General features: G+C 66.5%; 23 protein-coding genes and 1 pseudogene. 19 read left to right on the forward strand and 5 right to left on the reverse strand.

Going from position 1 to position 25,190, the window contains the following annotated elements; translation table 11 throughout:
- Positions 1 to 2 precede the first annotated feature (2 nt).
- Both JOD47_RS14590 and JOD47_RS14595 read left to right on the forward strand, forming a co-directional pair.
- Positions 3 to 869, forward strand: a complete 867-nt coding sequence (locus JOD47_RS14590) for an SseB family protein (protein ID WP_204535331.1) — start codon at positions 3 to 5, stop codon at positions 867 to 869.
- A 39-nt stretch (positions 870 to 908) separates the two neighbouring features.
- A complete protein-coding gene (locus JOD47_RS14595) occupies positions 909 to 2,216 on the forward strand; it encodes an MFS transporter (RefSeq protein ID WP_204535333.1) in 1,308 nt (435 codons plus the stop codon).
- A 29-nt stretch (positions 2,217 to 2,245) separates the two neighbouring features.
- Here JOD47_RS14595 and JOD47_RS14600 read toward each other — a convergent pair whose 3' ends face one another.
- Entirely contained in the window at positions 2,246 to 2,656 is a 411-nt protein-coding gene (locus JOD47_RS14600; RefSeq protein WP_204535335.1) for a DUF1844 domain-containing protein, read from the reverse strand.
- A gap of 171 nt (positions 2,657 to 2,827) precedes the next feature.
- Between JOD47_RS14600 and infC the strand changes: the two genes are divergently transcribed.
- From infC to JOD47_RS14620, 4 genes are all read left to right on the forward strand, one after another.
- A complete protein-coding gene (gene infC / locus JOD47_RS14605; protein ID WP_239548118.1) occupies positions 2,828 to 4,024 on the forward strand; it encodes a translation initiation factor IF-3 in 1,197 nt (398 codons plus the stop codon).
- A 111-nt stretch (positions 4,025 to 4,135) separates the two neighbouring features.
- Positions 4,136 to 4,330 (forward strand): 50S ribosomal protein L35, encoded by a 195-nt coding sequence (gene rpmI / locus JOD47_RS14610; protein ID WP_026545492.1) that lies wholly within the window; start codon positions 4,136 to 4,138, stop codon positions 4,328 to 4,330.
- Positions 4,331 to 4,421: 91 nt separating this feature from the next.
- A complete protein-coding gene (gene rplT, locus JOD47_RS14615; RefSeq protein ID WP_204535337.1) occupies positions 4,422 to 4,805 on the forward strand; it encodes a 50S ribosomal protein L20 in 384 nt (127 codons plus the stop codon).
- Between the two features lie 41 nt (positions 4,806 to 4,846).
- Positions 4,847 to 5,749, forward strand: a complete 903-nt coding sequence (locus tag JOD47_RS14620) for a TrmH family RNA methyltransferase (protein ID WP_204535339.1) — start codon at positions 4,847 to 4,849, stop codon at positions 5,747 to 5,749.
- Between the two features lie 39 nt (positions 5,750 to 5,788).
- On the opposite strand, the gene JOD47_RS14625 is transcribed toward JOD47_RS14620, so the two are convergent.
- Positions 5,789 to 7,018 carry an MFS transporter gene (locus JOD47_RS14625; RefSeq protein ID WP_204536773.1) on the reverse strand — a complete coding sequence of 410 codons (1,230 nt, stop codon included), beginning with the start codon at positions 7,016 to 7,018 and terminating at the stop codon, positions 5,789 to 5,791.
- 293 nt (positions 7,019 to 7,311) lie between these two features.
- Here JOD47_RS14625 and JOD47_RS14630 point away from each other — a divergent pair, with 293 nt between their 5' ends.
- Together JOD47_RS14630 and JOD47_RS14635 are read left to right on the forward strand one after the other, a co-directional pair.
- Positions 7,312 to 8,874, forward strand: coding sequence for an FG-GAP-like repeat-containing protein (locus JOD47_RS14630; protein WP_239548119.1), 1,563 nt, complete (start codon positions 7,312 to 7,314; stop codon positions 8,872 to 8,874).
- Positions 8,875 to 8,904: 30 nt separating this feature from the next.
- The gene (locus JOD47_RS14635; protein ID WP_204535343.1) at positions 8,905 to 9,354 is read left to right on the forward strand and encodes a (deoxy)nucleoside triphosphate pyrophosphohydrolase; all 450 of its coding nucleotides are present in this window, start codon (positions 8,905 to 8,907) and stop codon (positions 9,352 to 9,354) included.
- Between the two features lie 21 nt (positions 9,355 to 9,375).
- Here JOD47_RS14635 and JOD47_RS14640 read toward each other — a convergent pair whose 3' ends face one another.
- Positions 9,376 to 10,434 (reverse strand): Rv2578c family radical SAM protein, encoded by a 1,059-nt coding sequence (locus JOD47_RS14640; protein WP_204535345.1) that lies wholly within the window; start codon positions 10,432 to 10,434, stop codon positions 9,376 to 9,378.
- Positions 10,435 to 10,495: 61 nt separating this feature from the next.
- On the opposite strand from JOD47_RS14640, the gene pcp reads away from it, so the two are divergent.
- Positions 10,496 to 11,137 carry a pyroglutamyl-peptidase I gene (gene pcp / locus JOD47_RS14645; protein ID WP_204535347.1) on the forward strand — a complete coding sequence of 214 codons (642 nt, stop codon included), beginning with the start codon at positions 10,496 to 10,498 and terminating at the stop codon, positions 11,135 to 11,137.
- Positions 11,138 to 11,315: 178 nt separating this feature from the next.
- On the opposite strand, the pseudogene JOD47_RS17825 reads toward pcp, so the two are convergent.
- Positions 11,316 to 11,618, reverse strand: a pseudogene (locus JOD47_RS17825) (hypothetical protein); the annotation flags it as partial.
- 107 nt (positions 11,619 to 11,725) lie between these two features.
- On the opposite strand from JOD47_RS17825, the gene pheS reads away from it, so the two are divergent.
- Together pheS and pheT are read left to right on the forward strand one after the other, a co-directional pair.
- Positions 11,726 to 12,826: a phenylalanine--tRNA ligase subunit alpha gene (pheS, locus tag JOD47_RS14655; protein WP_239548120.1), complete on the forward strand. Its 1,101-nt coding sequence runs from the start codon at positions 11,726 to 11,728 to the stop codon at positions 12,824 to 12,826.
- 2 nt (positions 12,827 to 12,828) lie between these two features.
- Complete coding sequence (gene pheT, locus JOD47_RS14660) at positions 12,829 to 15,366, forward strand: phenylalanine--tRNA ligase subunit beta (RefSeq protein WP_204535349.1); 2,538 nt, start codon at positions 12,829 to 12,831, stop codon at positions 15,364 to 15,366.
- Positions 15,367 to 15,439: 73 nt separating this feature from the next.
- On the opposite strand, the gene JOD47_RS14665 is transcribed toward pheT, so the two are convergent.
- Positions 15,440 to 16,405 (reverse strand): quinone oxidoreductase family protein, encoded by a 966-nt coding sequence (locus JOD47_RS14665; RefSeq protein ID WP_204535351.1) that lies wholly within the window; start codon positions 16,403 to 16,405, stop codon positions 15,440 to 15,442.
- A 132-nt stretch (positions 16,406 to 16,537) separates the two neighbouring features.
- Between JOD47_RS14665 and argC the strand changes: the two genes are divergently transcribed.
- The 8 genes from argC to argH are packed head-to-tail and all read left to right on the forward strand — an operon-like array spanning position 16,538 to position 25,159.
- On the forward strand, positions 16,538 to 17,569 hold the full coding sequence (argC, locus tag JOD47_RS14670) for an N-acetyl-gamma-glutamyl-phosphate reductase (RefSeq protein WP_204535353.1): 1,032 nt from the start codon (positions 16,538 to 16,540) through the stop codon (positions 17,567 to 17,569).
- Entirely contained in the window at positions 17,566 to 18,735 is a 1,170-nt protein-coding gene (argJ, locus tag JOD47_RS14675) for a bifunctional glutamate N-acetyltransferase/amino-acid acetyltransferase ArgJ (RefSeq protein WP_204535355.1), read from the forward strand. Before argC ends, argJ begins: the two co-directional genes overlap by 4 nt.
- A gap of 38 nt (positions 18,736 to 18,773) precedes the next feature.
- Positions 18,774 to 19,685, forward strand: coding sequence for an acetylglutamate kinase (gene argB / locus JOD47_RS14680; RefSeq protein ID WP_204535357.1), 912 nt, complete (start codon positions 18,774 to 18,776; stop codon positions 19,683 to 19,685).
- On the forward strand, positions 19,682 to 20,959 hold the full coding sequence (locus tag JOD47_RS14685) for an acetylornithine transaminase (protein ID WP_204535359.1): 1,278 nt from the start codon (positions 19,682 to 19,684) through the stop codon (positions 20,957 to 20,959). Before argB ends, JOD47_RS14685 begins: the two co-directional genes overlap by 4 nt.
- Positions 20,956 to 21,903 (forward strand): ornithine carbamoyltransferase, encoded by a 948-nt coding sequence (argF, locus tag JOD47_RS14690; protein ID WP_204535361.1) that lies wholly within the window; start codon positions 20,956 to 20,958, stop codon positions 21,901 to 21,903. Before JOD47_RS14685 ends, argF begins: the two co-directional genes overlap by 4 nt.
- 5 nt (positions 21,904 to 21,908) lie before the next feature.
- Positions 21,909 to 22,457 (forward strand): arginine repressor, encoded by a 549-nt coding sequence (locus JOD47_RS14695; RefSeq protein WP_204536776.1) that lies wholly within the window; start codon positions 21,909 to 21,911, stop codon positions 22,455 to 22,457.
- A 59-nt stretch (positions 22,458 to 22,516) separates the two neighbouring features.
- Positions 22,517 to 23,719: an argininosuccinate synthase gene (locus JOD47_RS14700; RefSeq protein ID WP_204535363.1), complete on the forward strand. Its 1,203-nt coding sequence runs from the start codon at positions 22,517 to 22,519 to the stop codon at positions 23,717 to 23,719.
- Positions 23,720 to 23,722: 3 nt separating this feature from the next.
- Positions 23,723 to 25,159 carry an argininosuccinate lyase gene (argH, locus tag JOD47_RS14705; RefSeq protein ID WP_204535365.1) on the forward strand — a complete coding sequence of 479 codons (1,437 nt, stop codon included), beginning with the start codon at positions 23,723 to 23,725 and terminating at the stop codon, positions 25,157 to 25,159.
- The last annotated feature ends 31 nt before the right edge of the window (positions 25,160 to 25,190 follow it).

Here is a 25,190-nt window from a genome sequence, read left to right on the forward strand (position 1 = left end):
GCATGGCGGAGCGAAGGCTTCCCGCCCACATCCAGGCGGCGCTCAGCGGCAACGTCGCTGACTCGGCCGGCCGCGCCTGGGAGGGGAGGGATCTCTCCGGTGACGGGAACCCGCTGCATGCCTTCGACAAGGACGACGGCGCAGTCCCGTCGGCTTACGCCGCTGCCCTGCAGGCCCTGGTGAACGGCGCCGCCGATGAGGCCGCAGTGATGCGGGTGCTGGCGGACACCCGCGTTTTCGTGCCCATCATCGCCCAACTCGGGGGCCCGGATGCTGTTGCTGACGGGACCGCAGGTCAGGGGCACCGGCACCATGAAGGTGACAAGGAGGCCGACATGGCGCTTGTCACCATCAAGGCGCCGGACGGGCGGAGTGCGCTCCCGGTCTTCACGTCTACGGCACACCTCCGGGGATGGCATCCGGAGGCCAGGCCCGTTGCGGTTTTTGCCGCCCGCGCGGCCCTGGCCGCGGTGTCAGAGCAGGCCGAACTCATGGTCGTCGATCCGGGCGCTGAAGTGACGTTCGTCGTACGCCGCCCCGCTCTCTGGGCGCTGGCGCAACAAGGGCAGTGGTCGCCGTCGTACGCTGATCCGGACCTGGCCCGCCTCGTGCAGAAGGCACTCGCTCCCGGCGGAAGCATTCGCAGGGTCGACATCACTCCCGGGGGAGGAATTTCAAGCCGCACCGCTGACGGTAAAGTGGTGGGCGGCGGCGGCGCCGGTCCAGAGCTGCGCCTGACCCTCGTACTTGAGGGTGGTCTCTCACCGGAGGACGTCCGCTCCACGACGGCGGCGTTCCAGGACCGCCTCCAGAACCTGCAGGAGTTTGTCGAGCGGGTGGACTCGCTCGAAATCCGGCTCACGCGCTGATCCTTCACGCGGTTGGGCCCGCGTGAAAGATGAAGAACGTTGAACTTTGCCGTTTACCGGGAGCTGCTCAGGATTGTCCCGGTCCGCCGATTGCTGATCGTGGGCATGATCGCCCGCTTTCCCCACTCCGCCGCAGGAGTGCTGCTCACCCTGCACGTGGTGCAAACGCTGGAGCGGGGGTATGCCGAGGCAGGCGCGGTAGCTGCGGTGCTGACCATCGGTATCGCTGTCGGTGCACCATGGCGCGGCCGGCGCGTCGATACAGCGGGCCTGCGGGCTGCGCTGATTCCGTCGGTGATCGCCGAGGCCGTCATTTGGTCGGTTGCGCCCCACCTGTCGTATGAGTGGCTGCTGCTCGCCGCCCTCATCGGGGGCCTGTTCACCCTTCCCGTGTTCTCCGTGGTCCGGCAGTCCCTCGGGGTGCTGGTGAGCGGGGATTCGCGCCGAACAGCTTTCACCCTCGACGCAGTGGCTACCGAGGTGATCTTCATGGGTGGACCGGCGCTGGGTGCGGTGCTCGCAACGCAGGTGTCCACCGTGCTGGGACTGACTGTCGTGGGATTCTCCACCGCTGTAGCCGGGCTGTTCCTCATGTGGTTCAACCCGCCGACACGCAGCACCCAGCCGGGAGCCGTCGCCGCTAGGCTGTCCGCAGCTCAGGACGATGCAGCGGCCGTGGAAGTGCTGGTGGCATCTGCGCCGGCCCACGTCACTGAAGCGTCGGCGGAACTCGTTCCTGGAGCACGACCGGCTCGTACGGCGATGGCCCGGGCGCGGGTGGCCCACAGTTTCGCGTGGCTCACCCTTCCGGTGGCAGTGGTCATGATCGTGGCTGCGGGGGCAGGCCTTGTCCTTGCCGGCACCGATGTCGGCATCATCGCCGTACTCGAAGACGACCAGCGGGCGTTCGAGCTGGGCTGGGTCTTTCTCGCCTGGTGCTCGGCGTCAGTTGTGGGCGGGCTCGTGTACGGTGCCATGCACCGACCGCTCTCGCCCCTGGTGCTGCTGCTGCTGATGAGCGTGCTCACCATCCCGATGGGCTTCGCGGACAGCACGGTGGTGCTCGCACTGTTCTCGATTGCGCCGGGGCTGCTGTGCGCTCCGGTCCTTTCAGCGGCATCCGAGCGGATTGCCCACCTGGTCGCCGAGGAACGCAGGGGAGAAGCCATGGGCTGGTACGGCTCAGCGCTCACGTGCGGCGTGGCACTGGGCGCGCCACTGGCAGGGGTGATGATCGACTCGGTGGGCCCGTGGGGCGGGTTCTTTGCGGTTGGCGCAGCTGCCGCCGCCCTCAGCCTGGCGTGCCTGGGAGCACAACAGGTACGACGACGGCGGCGCTCCACCTGATCTGTCAGATCGGGTGGGCGAACGGCAGGTCAGTTGACGGGGCCGGTGAACTTCTCGCCCGGTCCCTGGCCTGGAGCGTCAGGGATGAGCGAGGCCTCCCGGAAAGCGAGCTGCAGCGACCTCAGCCCGTCGCGCAACGGACCGGCATGTTGGCTCCCGATTTCCGGAGCTGCGGCGGTGATGAAGCCTGCAAGTGCAGTGATCAGCTTCCGTGCCTCGTCGAGGTCCTTGTATGTCTCGGCGTCAGAGCCCTCAGCCAGTCCGCACTTGACGGCAGCTGCGCTCATCAGGTGGACTGCCGACGTCGTGATTACCTCGACGGCGGCGACTTCCGCGATGTCCCGAACGGGACTGTGTGCGCTGCCGGACGCGGCCCGCGTTTCCTCCGGCGTCTGGAAGGTGTGGCGTGCGGCGTCGGAATTACTGTCTGCTGTGCTCATGCTGGTAAGCTTGTCATAGACCAACTGGGGGTCGTTATTTTTTGTGACCGGGAACGGCATGAAAAAGATCACCAGTATGCAAGCGGAGTCCTCTCCCACCCGCGATTGCCGCCGTTGCCCAACAGGTAGCCACAGGCAGCCGGGTTCAGGTCGGTGCGCAGGCTTCTCTTGATGAGTGCCGTTGATGCACTGATGCCGAGGCCTTCGATTGCGCATGCAATTGGGGGCCTTCTCTATTTGCAGGCGGTTCAGTTTTCCAACGGACATCAGGAGCAGCACATTAGCGAGCCAAGAATCAATGATCGTATCCGCGTCCCAGAGGTGCGGTTGGTAGGCCCTGCCGGCGAACAGGTTGGAATCGTCCGCATCGAAGACGCCCTCCGACTCGCCGCTGAGTCCGACCTTGATCTTGTTGAGGTGGCACCTCAGGCAAAGCCTCCCGTTGCCAAGCTCATGGATTTTGGTAAGTACAAGTATGAAGCCGCGGTGAAGGCACGTGAAGCGCGCAAGAACCAGACCAACACCGTGCTGAAGGAAATTCGTTTCCGCCTGAAGATCGATACCCACGACTACGAGACCAAGCGAGGCCACGCCATCCGCTTCCTCGGTGCGGGAGACAAGGTCAAGGCCATGATCCAGTTCCGCGGCCGTGAACAGCAGCGCCCGGAGATGGGAATTCGCCTTCTGCAGCGCTTCGCCGAGGACGTCGCCGAGGTCGGAGTGGTTGAGTCCACACCGCGCATCGATGGCCGCAACATGGTGATGGTCATCGGTCCGGTGAAGAACAAGGCCGAGGCAAAGGCTGAAGCACGTCGTGCTGCCCAGCGCGCCGAGTCAAAGGCTGCGAATGACTCGCCGAAGGACAAAATCGACACCTCGGGCCAGGCACCGATGACGCAGAGCATCGGAGACCTGCTTCCCGAGGAACTGCGTTCGGCCGGATCAGCCACAGCATCTGAGGCTCCTGTTGCTGAGAGTCCAGCACCTGCGGCCGCAGCAGCGCCTGCTACTGATGCGCCTGTCGCGGCAGCGCCGAAGGCGGCCGATGAGAAGCCGGCAGCCGAGGCCAAGCCGGAAGCTGCTGCCCCGAAGGAAGCCGCTCCGAAGGCTGCCGCTCCGAAGCAGGCCGCTCCGAAGGAAGCTGCCCCGAAGGCTGCCGCTCCGAAGGAAGCTGCACCGAAGCAGGCTGCACCGAAGGCAGCAGCGCCGAAGCCTGCCGCTGCTGCTGTGACGCCGAAGCCCGCTGCAGCACCCAAACCTGCGGCAGCGCCGAAGCCCCGGCCTGCGGCGGCTACACCAAAACCAACCGGCAAGGCTTCCCCGGCCAAGGGGACGCCAAGCCGATCGAAGCCCTCCGGCTCCAACTAGGAGTCGGCTGCCCACCAGGCAGCGAGGCAACACATAAGCACCGCAGTTCGCTGCGGAGATCGCAAGAGCCGCCGGCAAAGTGCCGGCGGAAACCAAAGGAGATCGGTTTCCATGCCGAAGATGAAGACCCACAGTGGCGCCAAAAAGCGCTTCAAGCTGACCGGCAGCGGAAAGCTCAAGCGCCAGCAGGCCAACCGCCGTCACTACCTGGAGCACAAGCCCTCCACGCTGACGCGCCGTCTGGCCAGCGACCAGATCGTGTCCAAGGCTGACACCAAGGTCATCAAGAAAATGCTCGGCGTCTAACACACCCCCTATCACTTCCGGACACCCTTGAGGACGGCTGTATGCCGGCAAGGGACATCGAGTTCGGACGATCTATCTAAGGAGTACGCACGTGGCACGTGTGAAGCGGGCAGTCAATGCCCACAAGAAGCGTCGGGTTATTCTTGAGCGCGCCAAAGGCTACCGTGGTCAGCGCTCGCGCCTGTACCGCAAGGCAAAGGAGCAGCTGCTCCACTCGTTCGTCTACAGCTACGGCGATCGCCGCAAGCGCAAGGGCGACTTCCGCCGGCTCTGGATCCAGCGCATCAACGCCGCATCCCGCGCCAACGGCCTCACGTACAACCGCCTCATCCAGGGCCTGAAGGCCGCCGGTATCGAGGTTGACCGCCGTATGCTCGCAGACCTTGCCGTGACTGACGCCAACGCGTTCGCGGCGCTCGTGAAGATCGCGAAGGACGCACTGCCGTCCGACACCTCTGCGCCGGTCCGGGCCTAGGCAGCACACCCAGCCGGTTCCGTGAGCCGGTTGAGCAATCCATGAACACATCCGAACGCCCCCAGGCGCAGCTACTGACCAACCCCCGAGCAGATCGGGTCCGGGACGTAGCGAAGCTTGCGGGGCGTTCGGCGCGTCTACGGCAGGAATCCTTCCTCGCTGAGGGGCCGCAGGCGGTTCGCGAAGCGTTGCGTCTCCATGAGGCGCGCCGCGTGGCCGGGGAGACCGGCGTGGTCGAGGATGTCTATCTGACCGCTGAGACGCTTGAGCGCTACCCGGAGTTCGGAGCAGGGGTGCGCCCGCGGATGGTGACGGCCGAGGTGCTTGCAGCGATGAGCTCAACCGTCACGCCGCAGGGTGCCGTAGCAGTCTGCCGGTTCATCGACTCGTCGCTGTCGGCAGTGCTCGAGCGCAGTCCGCAGCTGATCGCCGTCCTGGTCGAGGTCAGGGATCCCGGAAACGCAGGAACTATCCTCCGCGCCGCCGACTCCGCCGGCGCTGACGCTGTGATCTTCACCAGCGGAAGCGTTGACGTTTACAACCCTAAGACCGTCCGGTCGACTGTAGGTTCGCTCTTTCATCTGCCCGTGGTGGTCGGCGTGGATACCCGGGATGTGCTGACGGCGCTCGCCGACCGTTCCGTCAGCGTGTTGGCGGCTGACGGTTACGGCGACTGGAACCTGGACGAGCTTCAGGACGCGAGTGCGGCCAGGCGGCTGGCGCCGTCGCTCCTGGGTGAGACTAGTCAGGACGCACGGAAGCCGCTACTGGAAGCTCCCACAGCCTGGCTCTTCGGCAACGAGGCGCAGGGGCTGGCACCGGAAGTGCTGGATCTCGCCGGCTACCGGGTGTCTGTGCCGATCTACGGCAGCGCAGAGAGCCTGAATGTCGGTACCGCAGCTACTGTCTGCCTGTATGCGTCCGCCAGGGCGCAGCGCGGCTAGGCTGGGTGCCTCCCAGCCTGCTCAGCGGGATGCACCCGCTCAGCGGGATGCAGCGGTCAGAGCCGGTGTCGCCGGAGCCGAGGCGGCGCGGTCCATCCGGCCGCTGATCAACGCGACGCCCAGCCCGAAGGCCGCAAGTACGGCACCGACGAGTGCCGGTGCCGTGTAGCCCCACCCCAGGGCAATCACCGCACCACCAAGGAACGCGCCCAACGCGTTGGCCGTGTTGAGCGCGGCATGGTTCATGGATGATGCCAGCGACGGCGCGTCGGGGGAAACATCCATCAGGCGTACCTGCAGTGAGGGGATCAGCGACGATCCGATGGCTCCGACGAGGAAGACGAACAGCAGGGCCGTCGGCGCCCACTGCACCGCCAGGGCGAAAAGGAGCAGGCAAACCGAGATGCTGCCCATGACCCAGTAGATGGTTCCCAGGACGGAGATATCGGCGAGCCGGCCGCCCACGATGTTCCCGGCGACCATGCCCAGTCCATAGAGCGCGACGACGATCGGCAGCACAGTTTCAGGGACACCGGCGACCTCGGTCATCGTGGGCGCAATATAGGTGTAGACCGCGAAGAATCCACCGAAACCGACCGTACCGATGAGCAGCGTCATCCAGACCTGTCCCCGTTTCAGGGCCCCCAGCTCCCGGGTGATGCTCGCGCCTTCGCGCACGTCCTGATGGGGCACGAAGCGGGTGATCAGGGCCAGCGTGAGGATGCCGATGAACCCCACGAGGATGAACATGGTCCGCCACCCGAACTGCTGCCCGAGCCAGGTGGCAAAGGGAACTCCCACAACGTTGGCCACACTCAGTCCCATCATCACCATGGCAACAGCGTGGGCACGCCGAGTCGGTGAGGACAGTGATGCGGCGATGACTGCCGCTACTCCGAAGAAGGCGCCGTGGGGCAGCCCGGAGATGAACCGGGAAACCAGGAGCCACCCGTAGTCGTCGGCAATGTAGGAGGAAAGGTTCCCTACCGTGAACAGCGCCATCAGTGCCAGAGCCACCCGCTTGTGCGGAAGCCGCGCACCGAGCGTCGAGAGCAGGGGAGCACCGACGACGACGCCGAGCGCGTAGGCAGAGATGACGTGCCCGCCGGCTGGGATATCGACTCCGAGATCGGCCGCCATATCGGGCAGCAGCCCCATGATGGCGAACTCGGTGGTGCCGATCCCGAAACCGCCCACGGCCAGGGCGAGAATCGCCAGGACAAGGGTGTGCGTTGGTCGCTGGGTGGACGGTGCAGACACGGGACTCATTTCGACGACGGGAAGCGCCTGTCGGGCGCCGGTTTCCTGGCCGCGCATCGTTGAGCAGGATTTTCTTTCACTATCCACTTTACGGGTCCGAGACCGTTTCGATACCAAAACGATCCCGTACCGGGCGGTGCTTGCTGCCGGCAACAGCTCTAAGATTGGACCGGCACGAGGAGCGCGGAGCCATGGATGGATCATCCCCCGAACCAGTAATTTCTCCCGATACGTCTCGACATTCGTCTCGGAGAGCGCATAACGGCAGGTCGCCTGCGCCGCCCTCCGCTGTCCACCGGATCATGACCACCTGCCTCCTGACGTTCAGTCTCATCCTGGGCATGCTGGGAGCCACTCTTCCCGCGGCGCACGCGGCGCCCCTGTTCGGCCATGATGTTTCCTGGCCACAGTGCCCGACGGCGCAGGGCGGCTTCGGGCTGCCTCTTCCGCCGCCGGCGTCCCAGTTCGTGATTATCGGCCTGACCCGCGGGCTCGCCTTCACCGAGAACCCCTGCCTCGCGGACCAGGTAGCCTGGGCGCGCACCAACGCCAAGCCGGCCCACGGCTACGCCATGGCCACCTACCCGACGGCGGCCCAGCTCACCACCTACGGCGGGCAGGGGCCGTGGTCGTCCACTACCCACGCCGGCCGTCTCTCCAACGTCGGCTACTCCGAGGCCCGCGTAGCTGTCCAGAGCCTCAACCGGATCGGATTCCGGCCGCCGGTGGTGTGGATCGACGTCGAACCCCGCCCGGCCCAACCCTGGCCGGCTGCCACCACCGCACAACGGCAGAACAACAGGTATGTCATTGAAGGGCTCATGCGCGGATTGCGTGATGCAGGCTTTGCGTATGGTTTCTACTCCTACAGCGCCGGCTGGCAGGAGATCGTGGGCCCGTGGCGATTGACGGGCGTGCCGGTCTGGGCCACTGCGGGCAGACTGGACTATCCAACCGAAGCACTCGACCGGTGCTTCCAGCCCAGCTTCTCAGCCGGCCGTGTCTACATCTCCCAGTGGTATGACGATGTCCGCGATTATGACCGCACGTGTGAACCGTACAACTTCACCGCGCTGCGCATTCCGGCCTCCACGCTGACCGGCTCCACGGCCGAATTCAACGGGGACTGGCGCAATGACATCGTGGCGCGCGTCGGTGCGACCGGCGAGCTGAGACTGTATGCGGGAAACGGCGCTGGGCGCCTCAATCCGGGAGTCCGGATCGGTACGGGCTGGGGCATCTTCAACGCACTGGAAACGCTCGGCGACTTCAATGGCGACGGTCCCGCAGATGTCATCGCACGAGAGACAGCTACGGGAGCGCTGTGGCTTTACCGCGGGAACGGCGCCGGCGGGTGGTTGCCGCGCATCCGTGTGGGGAGCGGCTGGAACGCATTCAACAGCATCTCCGCACCCGGGGATTTCAACGGCGATCAGCGCGTGGACCTGCTGGCACGGGAACGGGCGACGGGCGCGTTATGGCTGTACCCGGGGAACGGTTCCGGCGGCTGGCTGCCGCGGGTCCGTGTGGGGAGCGGGTGGAACTCCATGACCGCAATCATCACGCCGGGCGATTTCAACGGTGACCGGACCAGTGACGTCCTCGCACGCGACGCCACGGGCATCCTGTGGCTGTACCCGGGGAACGGTTCCGGTGGCTGGCTGCCGCGCGTCCGTGTGGGGAGCGGCTGGAACTCCATGACCGCGATCGTGGGCTCGGGCGACCTCAACGGTGACCGCACAGTCGACGTCGCCGCCCGCGACCGGAGTGGCGCTCTTTGGCTGTACCCAGGTAACGGCCGGTCCGGATGGCTTCCCAGGAGTCCGCTGGGCTCCGGCTGGAACGGAATCAACGTGATCTTCTGAGCCGTTGTTTTTCGCCCCTAGACTGGCTGGATGACCGATACCCAGCGCACACACGTTGTCGGCGCCGCCATTGTGGATTCGCTCACTGCGCCGTCCAAGCTGCTCACAGCCCGCAGGAGCGCTCCCGAGCAGTTCGCCGGCCAGTGGGAGTTCCCGGGCGGCAAGGTTGAACCGGACGAGGACGATCTGGAGGCGGTTCAGCGTGAAGTGCGCGAGGAGTTGGGCGTGGACGTGCAGGTCGGGGCTGAACTCATCGGCCCTGATCCCGACGGCTGGCCCCTGAACGACTCAGCAGTCATGAGGGTGTGGCTGGCGGTCATCACCGCAGGCGTACCGGCCGCGCTGCAGGACCACGACGAACTTCGCTGGGTCAACCTCCGGGACACCGCCGAGCTCAAGGATCTTCCGTGGATTCCGGCGGACCGTCCCATCGTCGATGCGCTGCTGGACACGGTGGTTCCGGTGGAGGACCTGACCTAGCAGCAGAACAGGAAGCCGGGCTCAGAAGAGCGTGGGCTCGGCTACCGGCACCCCTTTCGCCGGCAGACCCGACGACGACGGCGCGTGCCCACCTGCTCCCGCTTCCTCCCGGAAGAAGCGTGCTCCGGCAGACAACCCATGACGACGCCGGTGCACCTGCACGCGTTTCGAGAGCCAGGAGCGGTACTCAGCGGAGGCATAGGTGCCGCCTCCATAGAGCCGCCGGTAGCGCCCGACCAGCGAGGGGTGCGTTGAGGCCAGCCACTCCATGTACCACTCACGGGCGCCCGGGCGCAGGTGCAGTGCTCCGGCCGACACGCCCGTGGCACCTGCTGCTGCTAGGGCTGCGAACAACGCGTCCAGCGCATCGTCGCTGTCGGTCAGCCACGGCAGGATGGGCATGGCCATGACGCCGCAGGGCAACCCTGCGTCCCGCAACCGGGTGATGAGATCAAGGCGTGCGCGCGGGGTTGGAGTTCCCGGTTCCACTGCGTGGGCAAGCTCAGGATCGAGCACCGCAAGCGAGATCCCCATGCCGAGGCTGACCTGCGTGCCTGCTTCCTTGAGCAGCGGAATGTCCCGACTGAGCAGTGTCCCCTTGGTGAGGATGGAGAAGGGCGTGCCGCTGTCGGCGAGCGCGCGGATGATGCCCGGCATCAACCGGTACCGTCCTTCGGCCCGCTGATAGGGGTCGGTATTGGTGCCCATCGCCACGTGGTCCCGATTCCAGGAGGCTTTGTTCACCTCGCGCCGGAGCACGTCGCCGACGTTGGTCTTGACCACCACCTGCGAGTCGAAATCGAGCCCCGTGTCCAGGTTGAGGTAGCTGTGGGTCTTGCGGGCGAAGCAGTACACGCACGCATGCGAACACCCACGGTAGGGATTGACGGTCCACGAGAAGGGCATCCCAGAGCTTTCCGGAACGCGGTTGAGGGCGGACTTGGCCAGCACCTCGTGGAAGGTGATGCCCGCGAACTCGGGGGTTCGAACGGACCTCACGAGCCCGGCGAGCGGCACCAGCGGCTCCGGCTCGCCGGAGGAGGCCGTCGTCGTCGTCATTTTTTGCGCATCCCATCGCATGCTCCGATTAGAACACATCTTCCCATCAAATTGAGGACGGCCATGCGGCTAGTCTGGTGGGATGATCCTGCTTACCGGCTTTGAGCCCTTCGGCGGCGAGACCGTCAATCCCTCCTGGGAGGCGGCGCGGCAGGCTGCAGCCATCCTGGCGGACGAGGGCGTGGCCGCGGTTGCGGTCGAGTTGCCCTGCGTCTTCGGCGCGAGCATCGATGTGCTGGCTGATGCCGTCAGTGCTCATCAGCCGCAGCTGGTGCTGTGCGTGGGACAGGCAGGAGGGCGAGCGGAAGTCTCGCTCGAACGCGTCGCGATCAACGTCGATGATGCCCGTATTCCGGACAACGCCGGCAACCAGCCGGTGGATGATCCTGTGCGCGACGGCGGACCGGCGGCGTACTTCAGCACCCTTCCGCTCAAGCGGAGCCTGCAGGCGTTGACGGAGGCGGACCTGCCGGCAGCCGTCTCCCAGACGGCCGGGACGTATGTCTGCAACCACGTGTTTTACGGGCTGATGGACTTGCTGGCCGATGGGAACGGTGACGCACGCGGCGGCTTCATCCATGTGCCCTTTTCGACCGGCCAGGCCCGGGCCCACGGCGCTTCCGGAATGTCGATCGGGGAGATGGCGCGTGCGCTTGTGGTGATCGCGCGGACAAGCGCCGACGCCGGGGCGGACCTGAGGATTGCGGCCGGCGCTGAGCATTGACATACCGACTCAGCGCCGCGCGCAGCGGCCGCTCCACGTAGCCGCCCTCCTGGAGACCTGCCCCGCGTTCGAAGACATTGCGCGACGCCGGATCACCCGTGAGGAGCCACGACACCCCCGCGGCAACGAAGTAGGCCGGCAGGAACGGCAGCCCGAGGCACAGCGCGTACTGCGTGCAGTGGCGAGCTTCATGTGCCACGAGCCGCGGTCTTCTGTCCACCTCTTCCGGGCCTGCCCGGAACAGAACCACGTTGCCCAGGGTGAACGCCGACGCTTTCGGCAGACTGGGAGAGTAGCGGTGAGCGAAGATGAGGCCGCGGGGAGCGGACCGAAGCTCGCAGCCCACCAACTTCGCGGCGGCCAGGCCGAGCAGCGTCGAACCGTTCATCCAGTTGAGTGCCGAGCGCAGGCGGTCGCGGCGATCCATGTGCTCAAGTCTATGGATATGTTGCAGTTGGTGCCCGGCCATGGCCGGGGGCATTCGGGCCACCCGCCAATGGTCCTCTAGACTGGCAGGGCCGCTGGAATGCTGGATCGACAGCGCCGCCGGCACCCATCGCGATCACGACACCAAGGTAAAGCACACTCATGTCTGAACCCACTCCACCCGCGGACCTCCAAGCGGGGCACGCGGCTGTGCCCACCGCCGTCGCCGCCCCGGATCCCCTGGACGCTGAAGCGATCGCAGCCGCGGTTGACCGCGCGCTCAGCGAGATCGCCGCCGCAGGGAACCTCGACGAGCTTAAATCGGTAAGGCTCGCCCATACGGGCGAGAAATCGCCGATGAGCCTCGCGAACCGGCAGATCGGTTCGCTCGCCAAGGACCAGAAGGCCGCCGCCGGAAAGAACATCGGTCCCGCCCGCGGACGCATCAACCAGGCGCTCGCCGCCCGGGCAACCGAGCTGGAAGCGGAGCGCGACGCCCGCATTCTCGTGGAGGAGGCCGTCGACGTGACCGCTGCTCCGCGCCGTCGTCGTGCAGGTGCCAGGCATCCGCTGTCCATCCTGCAGGAGCGGGTCAGCGACATTTTTGTCGGCATGGGCTGGGAAATAGCCGAGGGGCCCGAGGTTGAATCCGAGTGGTTCAACTTCGACGCGTTGAATTTCAAGCCCGATCATCCCGCGCGTGAAATGCAGGACACCTTCTTCGTCGAGCCGCCTGAGGCGCACCTGGTGATGCGCACCCACACCTCGCCGGTGCAGGTGCGTGCCATGCTCGAGCGCGACGTCCCGATTTACGTACTGTGCCCCGGGAAGGTGTTCCGCACGGATGAACTGGACGCCACCCACACCCCCGTGTTCCACCAGTTCGAGGGCCTGGCCATCGACAAGGGCCTGAGCATGGCAGACCTGCGCGGAACGCTGGAACACTTCGCCCGGCTCATGTTCGGCGACGACGCCGGCATCCGCCTGCGTCCCAATTACTTTCCTTTCACCGAGCCCTCGGCCGAGCTGGATATCTGGCACCCGGGTGCCAAGGGCGGCCCCCAGTGGATCGAGTGGGGCGGCTGCGGCATGGTGCACCCCAACGTGCTCCGTGCAGCCGGGATCGACCCTGAGGTGTACTCGGGGTTCGCGTTCGGCATGGGCATCGAGCGCACCCTCATGTTCCGCAACGAGGTCGGCGATATGCGGGACATGATTGAGGGCGACGTACGTTTCAGCGAGCACTTCGGGATGGAGATCTAACCGTGCGAATTCCACTGTCCTGGCTGCGTGAGTACGCCCAGGTTCCCGGCGAGGCAACCGCCGAAGACGTCATGGCCGAACTGGTCAAGGTCGGCCTGGAGGAAGAGGCCGTCCACCGTCCCACCGACACCCTTTCCGGACCGATCGTCGTGGGCCAGGTGCTCTCCGTCGTGAAAGAGCCGCAGACCAACGGCAAGACCATCAACTGGTGCCAGGTCCGCGTCGTGCCGGAGGGTGCTGAGCAGACCCTGACCGCGGACGGCATCGATCCGTCCGGCCTGCAGGGAATCGTCTGCGGGGCGCATAACTTCGTCGAGGGCGACAAGGTGGTGGTCACCCTTCCCGGCGCGGTGCTTCCCGGCGATTTCCGCATCGCCGCGCGCAAGACCTACGGCCACGTGTCCGCCGGGATGATCGCCTCAGTCCGCGAACTCGGTATCGGCGAGGACCACGACGGCATCCTCGTGCTGTCCACTCTCGGGCTGGATCCGGAGGTGGGATCGGATGCCATGGAACTGCTCGGTCTGTACGACCAGGCGGCCGAGATCAATGTGACCCCCGACCGCAGCTACTGCTTCTCGATCCGGGGGATTGCGCGGGAGTACGCCCACGCCACAGGGTCGGCGTTCACCGACCCGGCTGCCGCCGTCGTCGTCGATCCGGCGGACGGCGCAGGTTACCCGGTGCGGCTGGAGGATCGGGCGCCCATCTATGGGGACGCCGGCTGCGACCGTTTCGTCGCAAGGGTCGTCCGCGGCGTGGATGCCACCCGGCCCACGCCTCAGTGGATGGTCTCACGGCTGCGTCTGGCCGGAATCCGTTCCATCTCGCTGCCGGTCGACATCTCCAACTACGTGATGCTGGAGCTCGGCCAGCCCACGCACTGTTACGACGTCGCCAGGCTCACCGGTGACATCGTGGTGCGCCGGGCAAACGCCGGCGAAACCATCGTGACCCTCGATGACCGCAAGCGCGAGCTGCACCCTGAGGACCTCCTCATCACTGATGCGTCCGGCGCCATCGGCATCGCCGGCGTCATGGGCGGAGCGGCCACGGAGGTCTCGGACACCACCACGGACGTCCTGGTGGAGTCCGCACACTTCGACGAGGTGTCGATCGCACGGGCACGCCGCCGTCACAGGCTGCCCTCCGAGGCATCCAAGCGCTTCGAGCGGGGTGTTGATTGGCACGTTGCCGATGTCGCGGCCCAGCGCGTCGTGGATCTGCTCGTGAGGCTAGCCGGCGGCACCGCGGACGCGTCGATCACCGACGTCGGAACCGCGCCGCAGCCCATCCTGATCGACCTGCCGGCCGGCTATGCCTCGGAACGGATCGGCATGGACTTCGCGCCGGAACAGGTGGTCGGTGCACTTACCGACCTCGGCGCGGACGTCACAGATCACGACGGCGGCTGGCAGGTTACCGCCCCCAGCTGGCGTCAGGACCTGGCCATCAAGGACGACCTCGCCGAGGAAATCGCCCGGCTGGTCGGCTACGACCAGATTCCGTCGCGACTGCCGGTCGCTCCTCCCGGGCGCGGCCTCACACGCACGCAGCAGCAGCGGCGCCGCGTTCTGGCTGCGCTCGCCGGTGCGGGGCTGACCGAAGTGCTGTCCTACCCCTTCGTTTCAACGGAGGCCAACGACACGTTTGGTGCAGCGGAGGGAACAGGGCCCGCCGTCAAGCTGGCCAACCCGTTGAGTGCCGAATTCGGCTACCTGCGGCGTTCCATCCTGCCCGGATTGATCGAGGTGGCCAAGCGGAACTCCTCCCGCGGCTTCCGCGACCTTGCGCTCTTCGAGGCGGGGCTGGTGTTCCTTCCGCAGGAGACCCTCGGCTCCGCAACCATCCCGCCGCTCGGCGCCCTGCCCGACGACGGGACTCTGGAGACGCTGTACAACGGCCTTCCGCTGCAGCCGCTGACCATCGCAGCCGTGTTCCTGGGCAAGGACTCACCGGCCGCAGCCGGCCACACTCCGCGTGCCTGGGACTGGGCAGACGCCCTGGACACCGTCCGGTTGATGGCAGACGTTGTCGGCGTCGACCTCGTCGTCGAACAGGGTGAGCACCGGGCCTTCCACCCCGGACGCACCGCACGCATCAGCCTGCGCAGCGGTGAGGTGCTCGGCTACGCGGGAGAACTGCACCCGAAGCTGGTCGCCGCACAGGACCTGCCGCCGCGCACGGTTGCACTGGAGATCAACGCGGACCTGCTGTTCGACGCCGCCCCGGACGTCATTGTGGCCCGGCATCTCTCCACCTTCCCAGCCACCACGCAGGACGTGGCCCTTGTGGTGGACGCCGATCTGCCGGCCGATGATCTGCTTGCCACGTTGCGCGAAGGGGCCGGGGAACTGCTGGAGGAAGTCCACCTGTTCGACGTGTACTCAGGACAGGGGATCGGGGAAGGCAAGAAGTCACTCGCCTTCGGTCTTCGCTTCCGCGCGATCGACCGCACTCTGACCGCCGATGAAGCGAGCGCCGCCCGCGATCAGGCGGTCCACCTTGCAGCAGAGCGACACGGGGCCGTCCAGCGCTGAACCCCCGCGTTGAGTGTGCAGGACACCCCTTCTGAACCGCCAAAAGGGGTGTGTCCTGACAAATCAACGCGGGTCAGGGCACGAGGAGAATCTTGCCGGTCGTCCTGCGCGCCTGGAGGTCCTCGTGCGCCTGCGCAGCGTCAGCCAGGGGATACCGTGCGCCGACCCGAACGGTCAGCGAACCGTCAGCAACCGCGCCGAAGACCTCACCCGAGCGCCAGCGCCGCTCCTGGGCGGACCGCAGGTAGAACGCGAGGCTCGGCCGCGTGACATACAGCGAACCGGAGCCGTTCAGCCGCTGCAGGTTGAAGTCGGGGACCGGCCCGGACGCCGCGCCGAACAGCACCAGCATCCCGCGTACGCGCAGTGACTCCAGCGATCCGTCGAAGGTCGCCTTGCCCACTCCGTCATAGACCACGTCCACGCCCACGCCGTCTGTCAGCTCCCGTACCTGCTCCTGGAAGCCTTCGTAGCGAAGTACGACGTCGGCTCCCGCCCCCCGCGCCAGCGCTTCCTTCTCCTCGGTCGAGACGGTTGTGATGACCCGGGCGCCCTTGGCCTTGAGCAATTGGGTCAGCAGGAGGCCCGTTCCGCCGGCCCCAGCGTGGGTCAGCACGGTTTCCCCGGCCTGCACCGGATACGTGGAGTTGACCAGGTAGTGTGCCGTCATTCCCTGAAGCGGAAGCGCCGCGGCGGTCTCGAGGTCAACGCCGTCGGGCACCGGCAGCGCCCTGTCCGCGTCAACGAGGGTGTACTCGGCGTAGGACCGGGAACCCTCGGCAAACGCCACCCGGTCGCCGACCGCGAACCCGTGAGCGTCCGGCCCCATCCCGATGACCTCACCGGCCGCTTCGCCGCCCGGAATGAACGGATACTCAACCGCATAGATCCCGGCACGCTGGTACGTTTCAATGAAGTTCACTCCGACCGCCGCGACCCTGACCAGCAGTTGGGAACCGGACGGCGCAGGCCGCTCGATGGACACAGGTTTGAGGACCTCGGGTCCTCCGGCGCGCTCAGCGGAAATGGCAATCGGCATGTCAGTTCTCCCTCTCGTCGGTGTGCTCTCACTTCGATGCAACTGGTCTCAACATCAGAGCATTCCAGTTGTAAGAAATTCCGTTGCATAACTATGTGCCACAGTGAATAGCTTTGCTGTACGATGGCGTGCATGAGTATTTCCGTGGCGGTATCCGGAGCAAGCGGCTATGCCGGAGGCGAAGTTCTGCGCCTACTCTCCGCGCATCCCGGGGTGAGGATAGGCGCGATCACGGCGCACAGCAGCGCCGGCAGCAGGCTGGGCGAAGTGCAGCCGCACCTGCACTCCCTCGCTGACCGCATCATCGAGGAAACGAATGCCGACAACCTCACCGGACATGACGTCGTCTTCCTCGCCCTGCCCCACGGCGCCAGCGCCGAGGTGGCCGCACAACTGCCGTCGGAGGTGCTGGTCATCGACGCCGGAGCTGACCACCGGCTCGAAGACGCCGATGCCTGGCACCGCTTCTACGGCTCCGAGCATGCCGGCACCTGGCCCTATGGACTTCCGGAGCTGCCCGGTGCCCGCGACGCGCTGCGGAACGCCCGCCGCATCGCCGTCCCCGGTTGCTACCCGACCAGTGCACTCCTTGCGCTCACGCCGGGATTCGCTGCGGGACTACTGCAGCCGGACGACGTCGTCATCGTGTCTGCTTCCGGTGCCTCCGGCGCCGGCAAGGCGCTGAAACCGCACCTGCTCGGCTCGGAAATGATGGGCGGGATGAGCCCCTACGGAGTCGGCGGCAGCCACCGGCACACCCCGGAGGTAGAGCAGGGGCTGGCCTGGGCTGCCGGCACTCCGGTCACGGTCTCCTTCACACCGACCCTCGCTCCGATGTCACGCGGCATCCTGACGACGGCGACGGCGCGTGTCACGCCCGGTACCACCGCAGAGCAGCTGCGTGAGGCGTGGGAAACCGCGTACGACGACGAACCCTTCGTCACGCTGTTGCCAACCGGTCAGTGGCCCGCCACCAAATCCGTTCTCGGGTCCAACTTTGCACAGCTCCAGCTGGCTTTCGACGAGCACGCCGGCCGGGTCATCATCAGCTGTGCCATCGACAACCTGACCAAGGGGACTGCCGGCGGCGCGGTGCAGTCCATGAACATCGCCCTCGGCCTGCCGGAGACCACGGGCCTCACCGGATCAGGAGTTGCACCGTGAGCATTACCGAACCGCAGGGATTCCGCGCAGCAGGCGTGGCGGCAGGACTGAAGTCGACCGGCGCACGGGATGTCGCCGTCGTTCTCAATGATGGTCCGCACCACCACGCAGCGGCGGTCTTTACCTCCAACCGGGTCGCGGCTGCGCCCGTTCACTGGTCACGCCAGGTGGTCTCGGACGGGCGGGTGGATGCCGTCGTGCTCAATTCCGGCGGCGCCAACGCCTGCACCGGGCCGCAGGGCTTCCAGAACACGCACCGCACCGCGGAGTTCGCGGCGGAGGCACTCGGCGTCTCGGCCACCGACGTCTTCGTCTGTTCCACCGGGCTCATCGGAGAACAGCTGCCCATGGAGAAGCTGCTGCCCGGCGTCAGCGAGGCGGCCGCGCTGCTGTCCGACGGCGGCGGACGGGCTGCCGCCGAGGCAATCATGACCACTGACTCGGTGCCCAAGACCGCAACCTACCCCGCCACACAGGACGAGCCGAGTGAGGGCTACTCCATCGGCGGCATGGCGAAGGGTGCGGGAATGCTGGCGCCGGGCCTGGCCACCATGCTGGTTGTCCTCACCACTGACGCCGTCCTGGACGCTGCGGTCCTCGACACCGCGCTGCGTGCCGCCACCCGCGTGACCTTCGACCGCGCTGACTCGGACGGCTGCATGTCGACCAACGACACCGTGGTGCTGCTTGCCTCTGGCGCGAGCGGCGTCCGGCCGGATCCGGCCCAGTTCGCCGAAGCCCTCACCGGAGTCTGCTCTTCACTGGCTCACCAGCTCATTGAGGACGCCGAGGGCGCGAGCCACACCATCGCGATCCGGACCATCAACGCTGCCACTGAGGAAGACGCCGAGACCGCCGGGCGGGCCGTCGCCCGGTCCAACCTCTTCAAGACCGCCATTTTCGGCAACGACCCGAACTGGGGCAGGGTCCTGGCGGCCGTCGGCACCACCGACGCCGCCTTCGAGCCCGATCGCCTCGATGTGGCGATCAACGGGGTACAGATCTGCCGCGACGGCGGTATCGGCGAACCGCGGGAACTGGTCGACCTGAGCGCGCGCCTGGTCACCGTCGAGATCAACCTCAATGCCGGCTCCGAATCGGCGACCATCTGGACCAATGACCTCACGCACGACTACGTGCACGAGAACTCGGCCTACTCGAGCTGAATCCCAAAGACGCTGAGTCGAAGGACACTGAAACACTCTTGAATACTCTCAACGCCGCCCAGGACAAGGCCGCAACCCTGATCGAGGCGCTGCCCTGGATCCAGCGGTTCGCCGGCACCACCATGGTCATCAAGTACGGCGGCAACGCCATGGTCAATGATGAATTGCGCCGCGCCTTCGCCGAGGACATCGTGTTCCTTCACCACGCCGGGGTGCGCCCCGTCGTGGTGCACGGCGGGGGCCCGCAGATCAACGGGATGCTGGACCGGCTTGGAATCACTTCCGAGTTCAAGGGCGGCCTGCGCGTCACCACCCCGGAAGCCATGGACGTTGTCCGCATGGTGCTGACCGGCCAGGTGAGCCGGGAACTGGTCGGCCTCATCAACTCCCACGGACCCTATGCCGTTGGTCTCTCCGGTGAGGATGGGGGCCTGCTCCGGGCCGTCCGCACCGGCACCGTGGTTGACGGCGAGGAAGTGGACCTCGGGCTGGTCGGTGAAGTGGTCGGAGTCAACCCGGCCGCAATCCTCGACATCCTCGAAGCAGGCCGCATCCCGGTCATCTCCACGGTGGCACCGGAGATCGACTCCACGGGCAGCGGAACGGGACAGGTCCTCAACGTCAATGCCGACACCGCCGCCGCAGCACTCGCCGAAGCGCTCGGTGCGTCGAAGCTCGTCATCCTTACCGACGTCGAAGGTCTCTACTCCAACTGGCCGGACCGCACCAGCCTCATTTCCTCACTGACGGCTGCCGATCTGCGCGGTCTCCTGCCCGAACTCGAGTCGGGAATGATTCCCAAGATGACCGCCTGCCTCAAGGCCGTCGACGGGGGAGTGGAGCGGGCGCACATCGTCGACGGACGGCTGCCGCACTCGATGCTGCTTGAAATTTTCACGGCCGCCGGAATAGGAACACAGGTAGTGCCGGACGAGGAGGGAGCACTGTGACAGAGGAAGCCGCCCTGGAACCCGCATCGGCAGCGGCGCTCGTCGGTCCTGCACAGGGGAAAGAGTGGCTGCAGCGTTATTCGAACGCCGTTCTCGGGGTTTTCGGCACGCCGCAGCGCGTCCTGGTGCGTGGAGCGGGCTGCCATGTCTGGGACGCCGACGGCAAGCAGTACCTCGACCTCCTCGGCGGAATCGCCGTGAACGCGCTGGGGCACGCCCACCCCTTCGTCACATCGGTGATCTCCTCCCAGCTGGCCACACTCGGTCACGTGTCGAACTTCTTCACCAGCCCCACCCAGGTGGCGCTGGCCGAGAAGCTTCTGTCCCTGGCCGGTGCCGGCGAGGGGTCGAAGGTGTTCTTCGCTAACTCCGGCACAGAGGCCGTCGAGGCGGCGTTCAAGCTTGCCCGCCGCAATAGCGACGGTGGACGTAAGCGCATTCTTGCGCTTGAAGGCGGCTTCCACGGCCGCACCATGGGCGCCCTCGCGTTGACCGCGAAGCGGGCCTACCGTGAGCCGTTCGAACCGCTGCCCGGCGGCGTCGAGCATCTGCCGTTCAATGACATTGCTGCGCTGGAGGCAGCGCTCGATGAGTCAGTTGCCGCCGTCGTCCTTGAGCCCATCCAGGGTGAAGCGGGCGTGCGCCCGCTCAGTATCGACTACCTGCGCAGGGCACGCGAGCTGACCACGAAGGTCGGAGCTCTCCTGATCCTGGACGAGGTGCAGACCGGCGTTGGCCGCACTGGGCGCTGGTTTGCGCACCAGGCCAGCGGCATCACGCCCGACGCCATGACCCTGGCCAAGGGATTGGGCGGCGGTTTCCCCATCGGTGCCCTGGTGTCGTTCGGCAGCGAGGTGTCCGCTCTGCTCACGCCGGGCCAGCACGGGACGACGTTCGGCGGCAATCCGGTCGCGACGGCCGCTGCGCTGGCCACGCTGCACGCACTCGAAGCAGGCGCGGTGCTGCAGAACGCGGACGACGTCGGCAGCTACCTTCGCAGCAACCTTGCCGGTGTGAGCGGGGTCGGAGAGGTCCGTGGGGAGGGCCTGCTGATCGGCTTCGACCTCGACGGCGACTACGCCTCCGACGCCGTGACGGAGGCCCTTGGCCAGGGATTCATCATCAACGCGCCCACGCCGCACACACTCCGGCTCGCGCCGCCGCTGATACTGACCCGCACGCAGGCGCAGAGTTTTCTCGATGCGCTGCCGTCGGTCCTCGAGACGGCACGCAACAGCAACAACGCAGCCAAGACAACGGAGGCTTCCGAATGACCCGCCACTTCCTGCTCGACACCGACCTCACCCAGGCTGAACAAAATGAGGTTCTCGATCTCGCGCTTGAACTGAAGAAGGCCCGTTACTCGAACTCCACCTATGCGGGTGACGGCTCGGGACGCAAGACCGTCGCGGTGATCTTCGACAAGACCTCCACCCGGACCCGCGTGTCCTTCGCCACCGGTATCGCGGACCTCGGCGGGGTGCCGCTCATCATCGGCGCGGGCGAATCGCAGCTCGGTCACAAGGAATCGATTTCCGACACGGCCAGGGTCCTGGAGCGGATGGTTTCCACCATCGTCTGGCGCACCTATGCGCAGGCCGGGCTCGAGGAGATGGCGGCGTCCTCGTCCGTGCCCGTCATCAACGCCCTCTCCGATGACTACCACCCCTGCCAGTTGCTCGCCGACCTGCTGACCGTCCGTGAACACAAGGGTGCGCTGGCGGGCCTGACGCTCGCGTACTTCGGTGATGCGGCCAACAACATGGCGAACTCCTACCTGCTCGCCGGAGTCACCGCCGGCATGCATGTGCGCATCGCGGGTCCCGAGGGCTACCTGCCGGAACAGCGCATTGTCGACGCCGCGAACAAGCGCGCCGCGGAGACCGGCGGCTCGGTGCTCATCACCACGAACGCCGCGGAGGCAGCAGCGGGAGCTGACGTCCTTGCGACGGACACCTGGGTGTCGATGGGCCAGGAGATCGAGGACGACGCCGCCAAGACCGCGAGGTTCGAGCTGTTCCGTCCGTACGCCGTCGATGAGGCGCTGCTGGCGCAGGCGGCGGCCGACGCCGTCGTCCTCCACTGCCTGCCTGCCTACCGCGGCTACGAGATTTCCGCCGGCGTCATCGACGGGCCGCGGTCCGTTGTCTGGGACGAGGCGGAGAACCGGCTGCACGCGCAGAAGGCGCTGATGGTCTGGCTCATGGAGCGCTCGTGACCACCGTGCCGGCACCGCGGCAAGCCGTTGCCCAACCGACTGGTCAGCCTCCTGTTCAGCCAACCACGAAGATCGCCCGCCAGGCCCGGATCACCGCCCTGCTGACCGCGCAGTCGGTAAGGTCCCAGTCTGAACTGGCGGAATTGCTGGCGGATGACGGTCTCCAGGTGGCCCAGGCGACGCTGTCGCGTGACCTTGTCGAGCTGGGAGCCGTGCGCGTCCGCGGCAAGGACGGCGCGTTGGTTTATGCCGTTCCCGGCGAGGGCGGCGGGCGTGCCCCGCAGAGCGGCGTCACGCAGGAAATCCTGGACAGCAGGTTATCCCGGCTGTGTGGAGAGCTTTTGGTGACGGCTGAGGCGTCGGGGAACCTGGTGGTCCTGCGTACGCCGCCGGGAGCCGCGAACTTCCTGGCGCTGGCCATCGACCATTCGGTCATGCCGTCCGTGCTCGGTACGATCGCCGGAGACGACACCATCCTGCTGGTCACTCGTGATCCTGCCGGCGGCGCCGAGGTGGCCGCCCGGTTCCTGCAGTTCGCACACGAAGCGTCCTGAATACCCGATTTTCTGAACACCACCGAACCAACCCACAACACACAAGAGGAGCTACCCAAGTGACTGAACGCATTGTCCTCGCCTACTCAGGCGGACTGGATACGTCCGTGGCCATCGGCTGGATCGCCGAAGCAACCGGAGCGGAAGTGGTGGCTGTCGCCGTCGACGTCGGACAGGGCGGTGAATCGCTCGAGACCATCCGCCAGCGTGCACTGGGTTGCGGCGCTGTCGAAGCCTACGTGGCGGACGCACGTGATGAGTTCGCGAACGAGTACTGCATGCCCACCCTGCGAGCTAACGCGCTCTACATGGACTCGTATCCGCTGGTCTCGGCCATTTCCCGGCCGGTGATCGTGAAGCACCTCGTCGCCGCGGCGCGTGAGTTCGGTGCCTCCACCGTTGCCCACGGCTGCACCGGCAAGGGCAACGACCAGGTCCGCTTCGAGGTCGGCATCCAGACCCTGGGCCCGGATCTGAAGTGCATCGCGCCCGTCCGCGACCTCGCCCTGACCCGCGACAAGGCCATCGCCTTCGCCGAAGAGAAGGGGCTGCCGATCGAGACCACCAAGAAGAACCCGTTCTCGATCGACCAGAACGTCTGGGGACGTGCCGTCGAGACAGGCTTCCTCGAAGACATCTGGAACGGGCCCACCAAGGACGTCTACGACTACACCGATTCCCCCGAGTTCTCACCGGCGGCCGATGAAGTGGTCATCTCCTTCCGCGAAGGCATCCCGGTGGCGATCGACGGGCACGCCGTCACCCCGCTGCAGGCCATCGAGGAACTGAACCGCCGCGCCGGCGCCCAGGGCGTAGGCCGGATCGACATCGTCGAGGACCGCCTGGTGGGTATCAAGAGCCGCGAAATCTACGAGGCGCCCGGAGCCATGGCACTCATCACCGCCCACCGGGAACTCGAGAACGTCACCGTTGAGCGCGAGCAGGCGCGGTTCAAGAAGACCGTCGACCAGCGCTGGACCGAGCTGGTGTATGACGGCCAGTGGTTCTCCCCGCTGAAGCGCTCGCTCGAAACCTTCATCGATGACACCCAGCGCTACGTCTCCGGGGATGTCCGGATGGAGCTGCACGGCGGGCGCGCAACCGTCACCGGGCGCCGCTCCGACGTCGGTCTCTACGACTTCAACCTGGCCACCTACGACACGGGAGACACCTTCGACCAGTCGATGGCCCGAGGCTTCATCGAAATCTTCGGCCTGTCCTCCAAGGTGGCCTCCGGCCGCGATCAGCGCGCAGGAAGCTGATTCATGGCCGACGTTCACGGCACGAATACCCACGGCACCAATGAGGGCTCCCTGTGGGGCGGCCGGTTTTCCGGCGGCCCTGCGGACGCCCTCGCGGCACTGAGCAAGTCAACGCATTTCGATTGGCGGCTTGCCCGCCATGACATCGCCGGTTCACGCGCGCACGCCCGTGTGCTGCACCGTGCCGGCCTGCTCGATGACGGGGAGCTGACCGGCATGCTGGCCGCCCTGGACACGCTCGACGACGACGTCCGCACCGGCGCCTACATGCCGGCGGATTCCGACGAGGACGTGCACGGCTCGTTGGAGCGGGGCCTGATCGAGCGGGCGGGCCCGGCCCTTGGCGGCAAGCTCCGTGCCGGCCGCTCCCGGAACGACCAGGTAGCAACACTCGGACGGATGTACCTGCGCGAGCATGCCCGCATCATCGCCGGCGGCGTCCTTGCCACCATTGACGCGCTGGTGGGGCAGGCGCAGGAGCACCTCGAGGTGCCGATGCCCGGCCGGACCCACCTGCAGCACGCACAGCCCGTGCTCCTGAGCCATCATCTGCTCGCCCACGCCTGGGCGCTCTTGCGCGACGTGCAGCGGCTCCAGGACTGGGACCGCCGGGCAGCGGTCTCGCCCTACGGCTCGGGTGCGCTCGCCGGATCCTCGCTGGGCCTCGACCCCGAGGCGGTCGCTGCCGAGCTGGGGTTCGATTCGGCGACGCACAATTCGATCGACGGCACTGCCGCGCGGGACGTGTACGCGGAGTTCGCCTGGGTGGCCTCAATGATCGGCGTGGACCTCTCACGCATCAGTGAAGAGGTCATCATCTGGGCAACCAAGGAGTTCTCCTTCGTCACGCTGCATGACTCCTTCTCCACCGGCTCTTCGATCATGCCGCAGAAAAAGAATCCCGATGTCGCAGAACTTGCCCGAGGCAAGGCCGGCCGGCTCATCGGCAAACTGACCGGTCTGCTCGCCACACTGAAGGGACTGCCGCTTGCGTACAACCGGGATCTACAGGAGGACAAGGAGCCGGTATTCGACGCCGTCGATACCCTTGAGGTCCTCCTCCCCGCAGTCTCGGGCATGATCGCGACGCTCACGTTCCACACCGGGCGGATGGCCTCGCTTGCTCCGCTCGGATTCGCCCTCGCCACAGACGTGGCTGAATGGCTGGTCCGCCAGGGTGTGCCGTTCCGGGAAGCGCACGAGCTTTCCGGTGAAGCGGTCAGACTGGCTGAAAGCCGCGGCGTTGAACTGTGGGACCTGACCGACGGGGACTACGCCGGTATTTCCGCTCACCTCACCCCGGGCGTCCGCGACGTGCTGACCGTCGAAGGGTCGCTGAACAGCCGCGACGCACAGGGTGGAACCGCCCCGGCCGCGGTGCGCCGCCAGCTGGAGGCACTGGCGGCGCAGGTGGCGGACGCACGGTCGGCGCTGGCGTAGTCCAGGAACAGAACAGAACAGAACAGCAACA

This window comes from Arthrobacter tumbae (assembly GCF_016907495.1).
GTDB lineage: Bacteria > Actinomycetota > Actinomycetes > Actinomycetales > Micrococcaceae > Arthrobacter_D > Arthrobacter_D tumbae.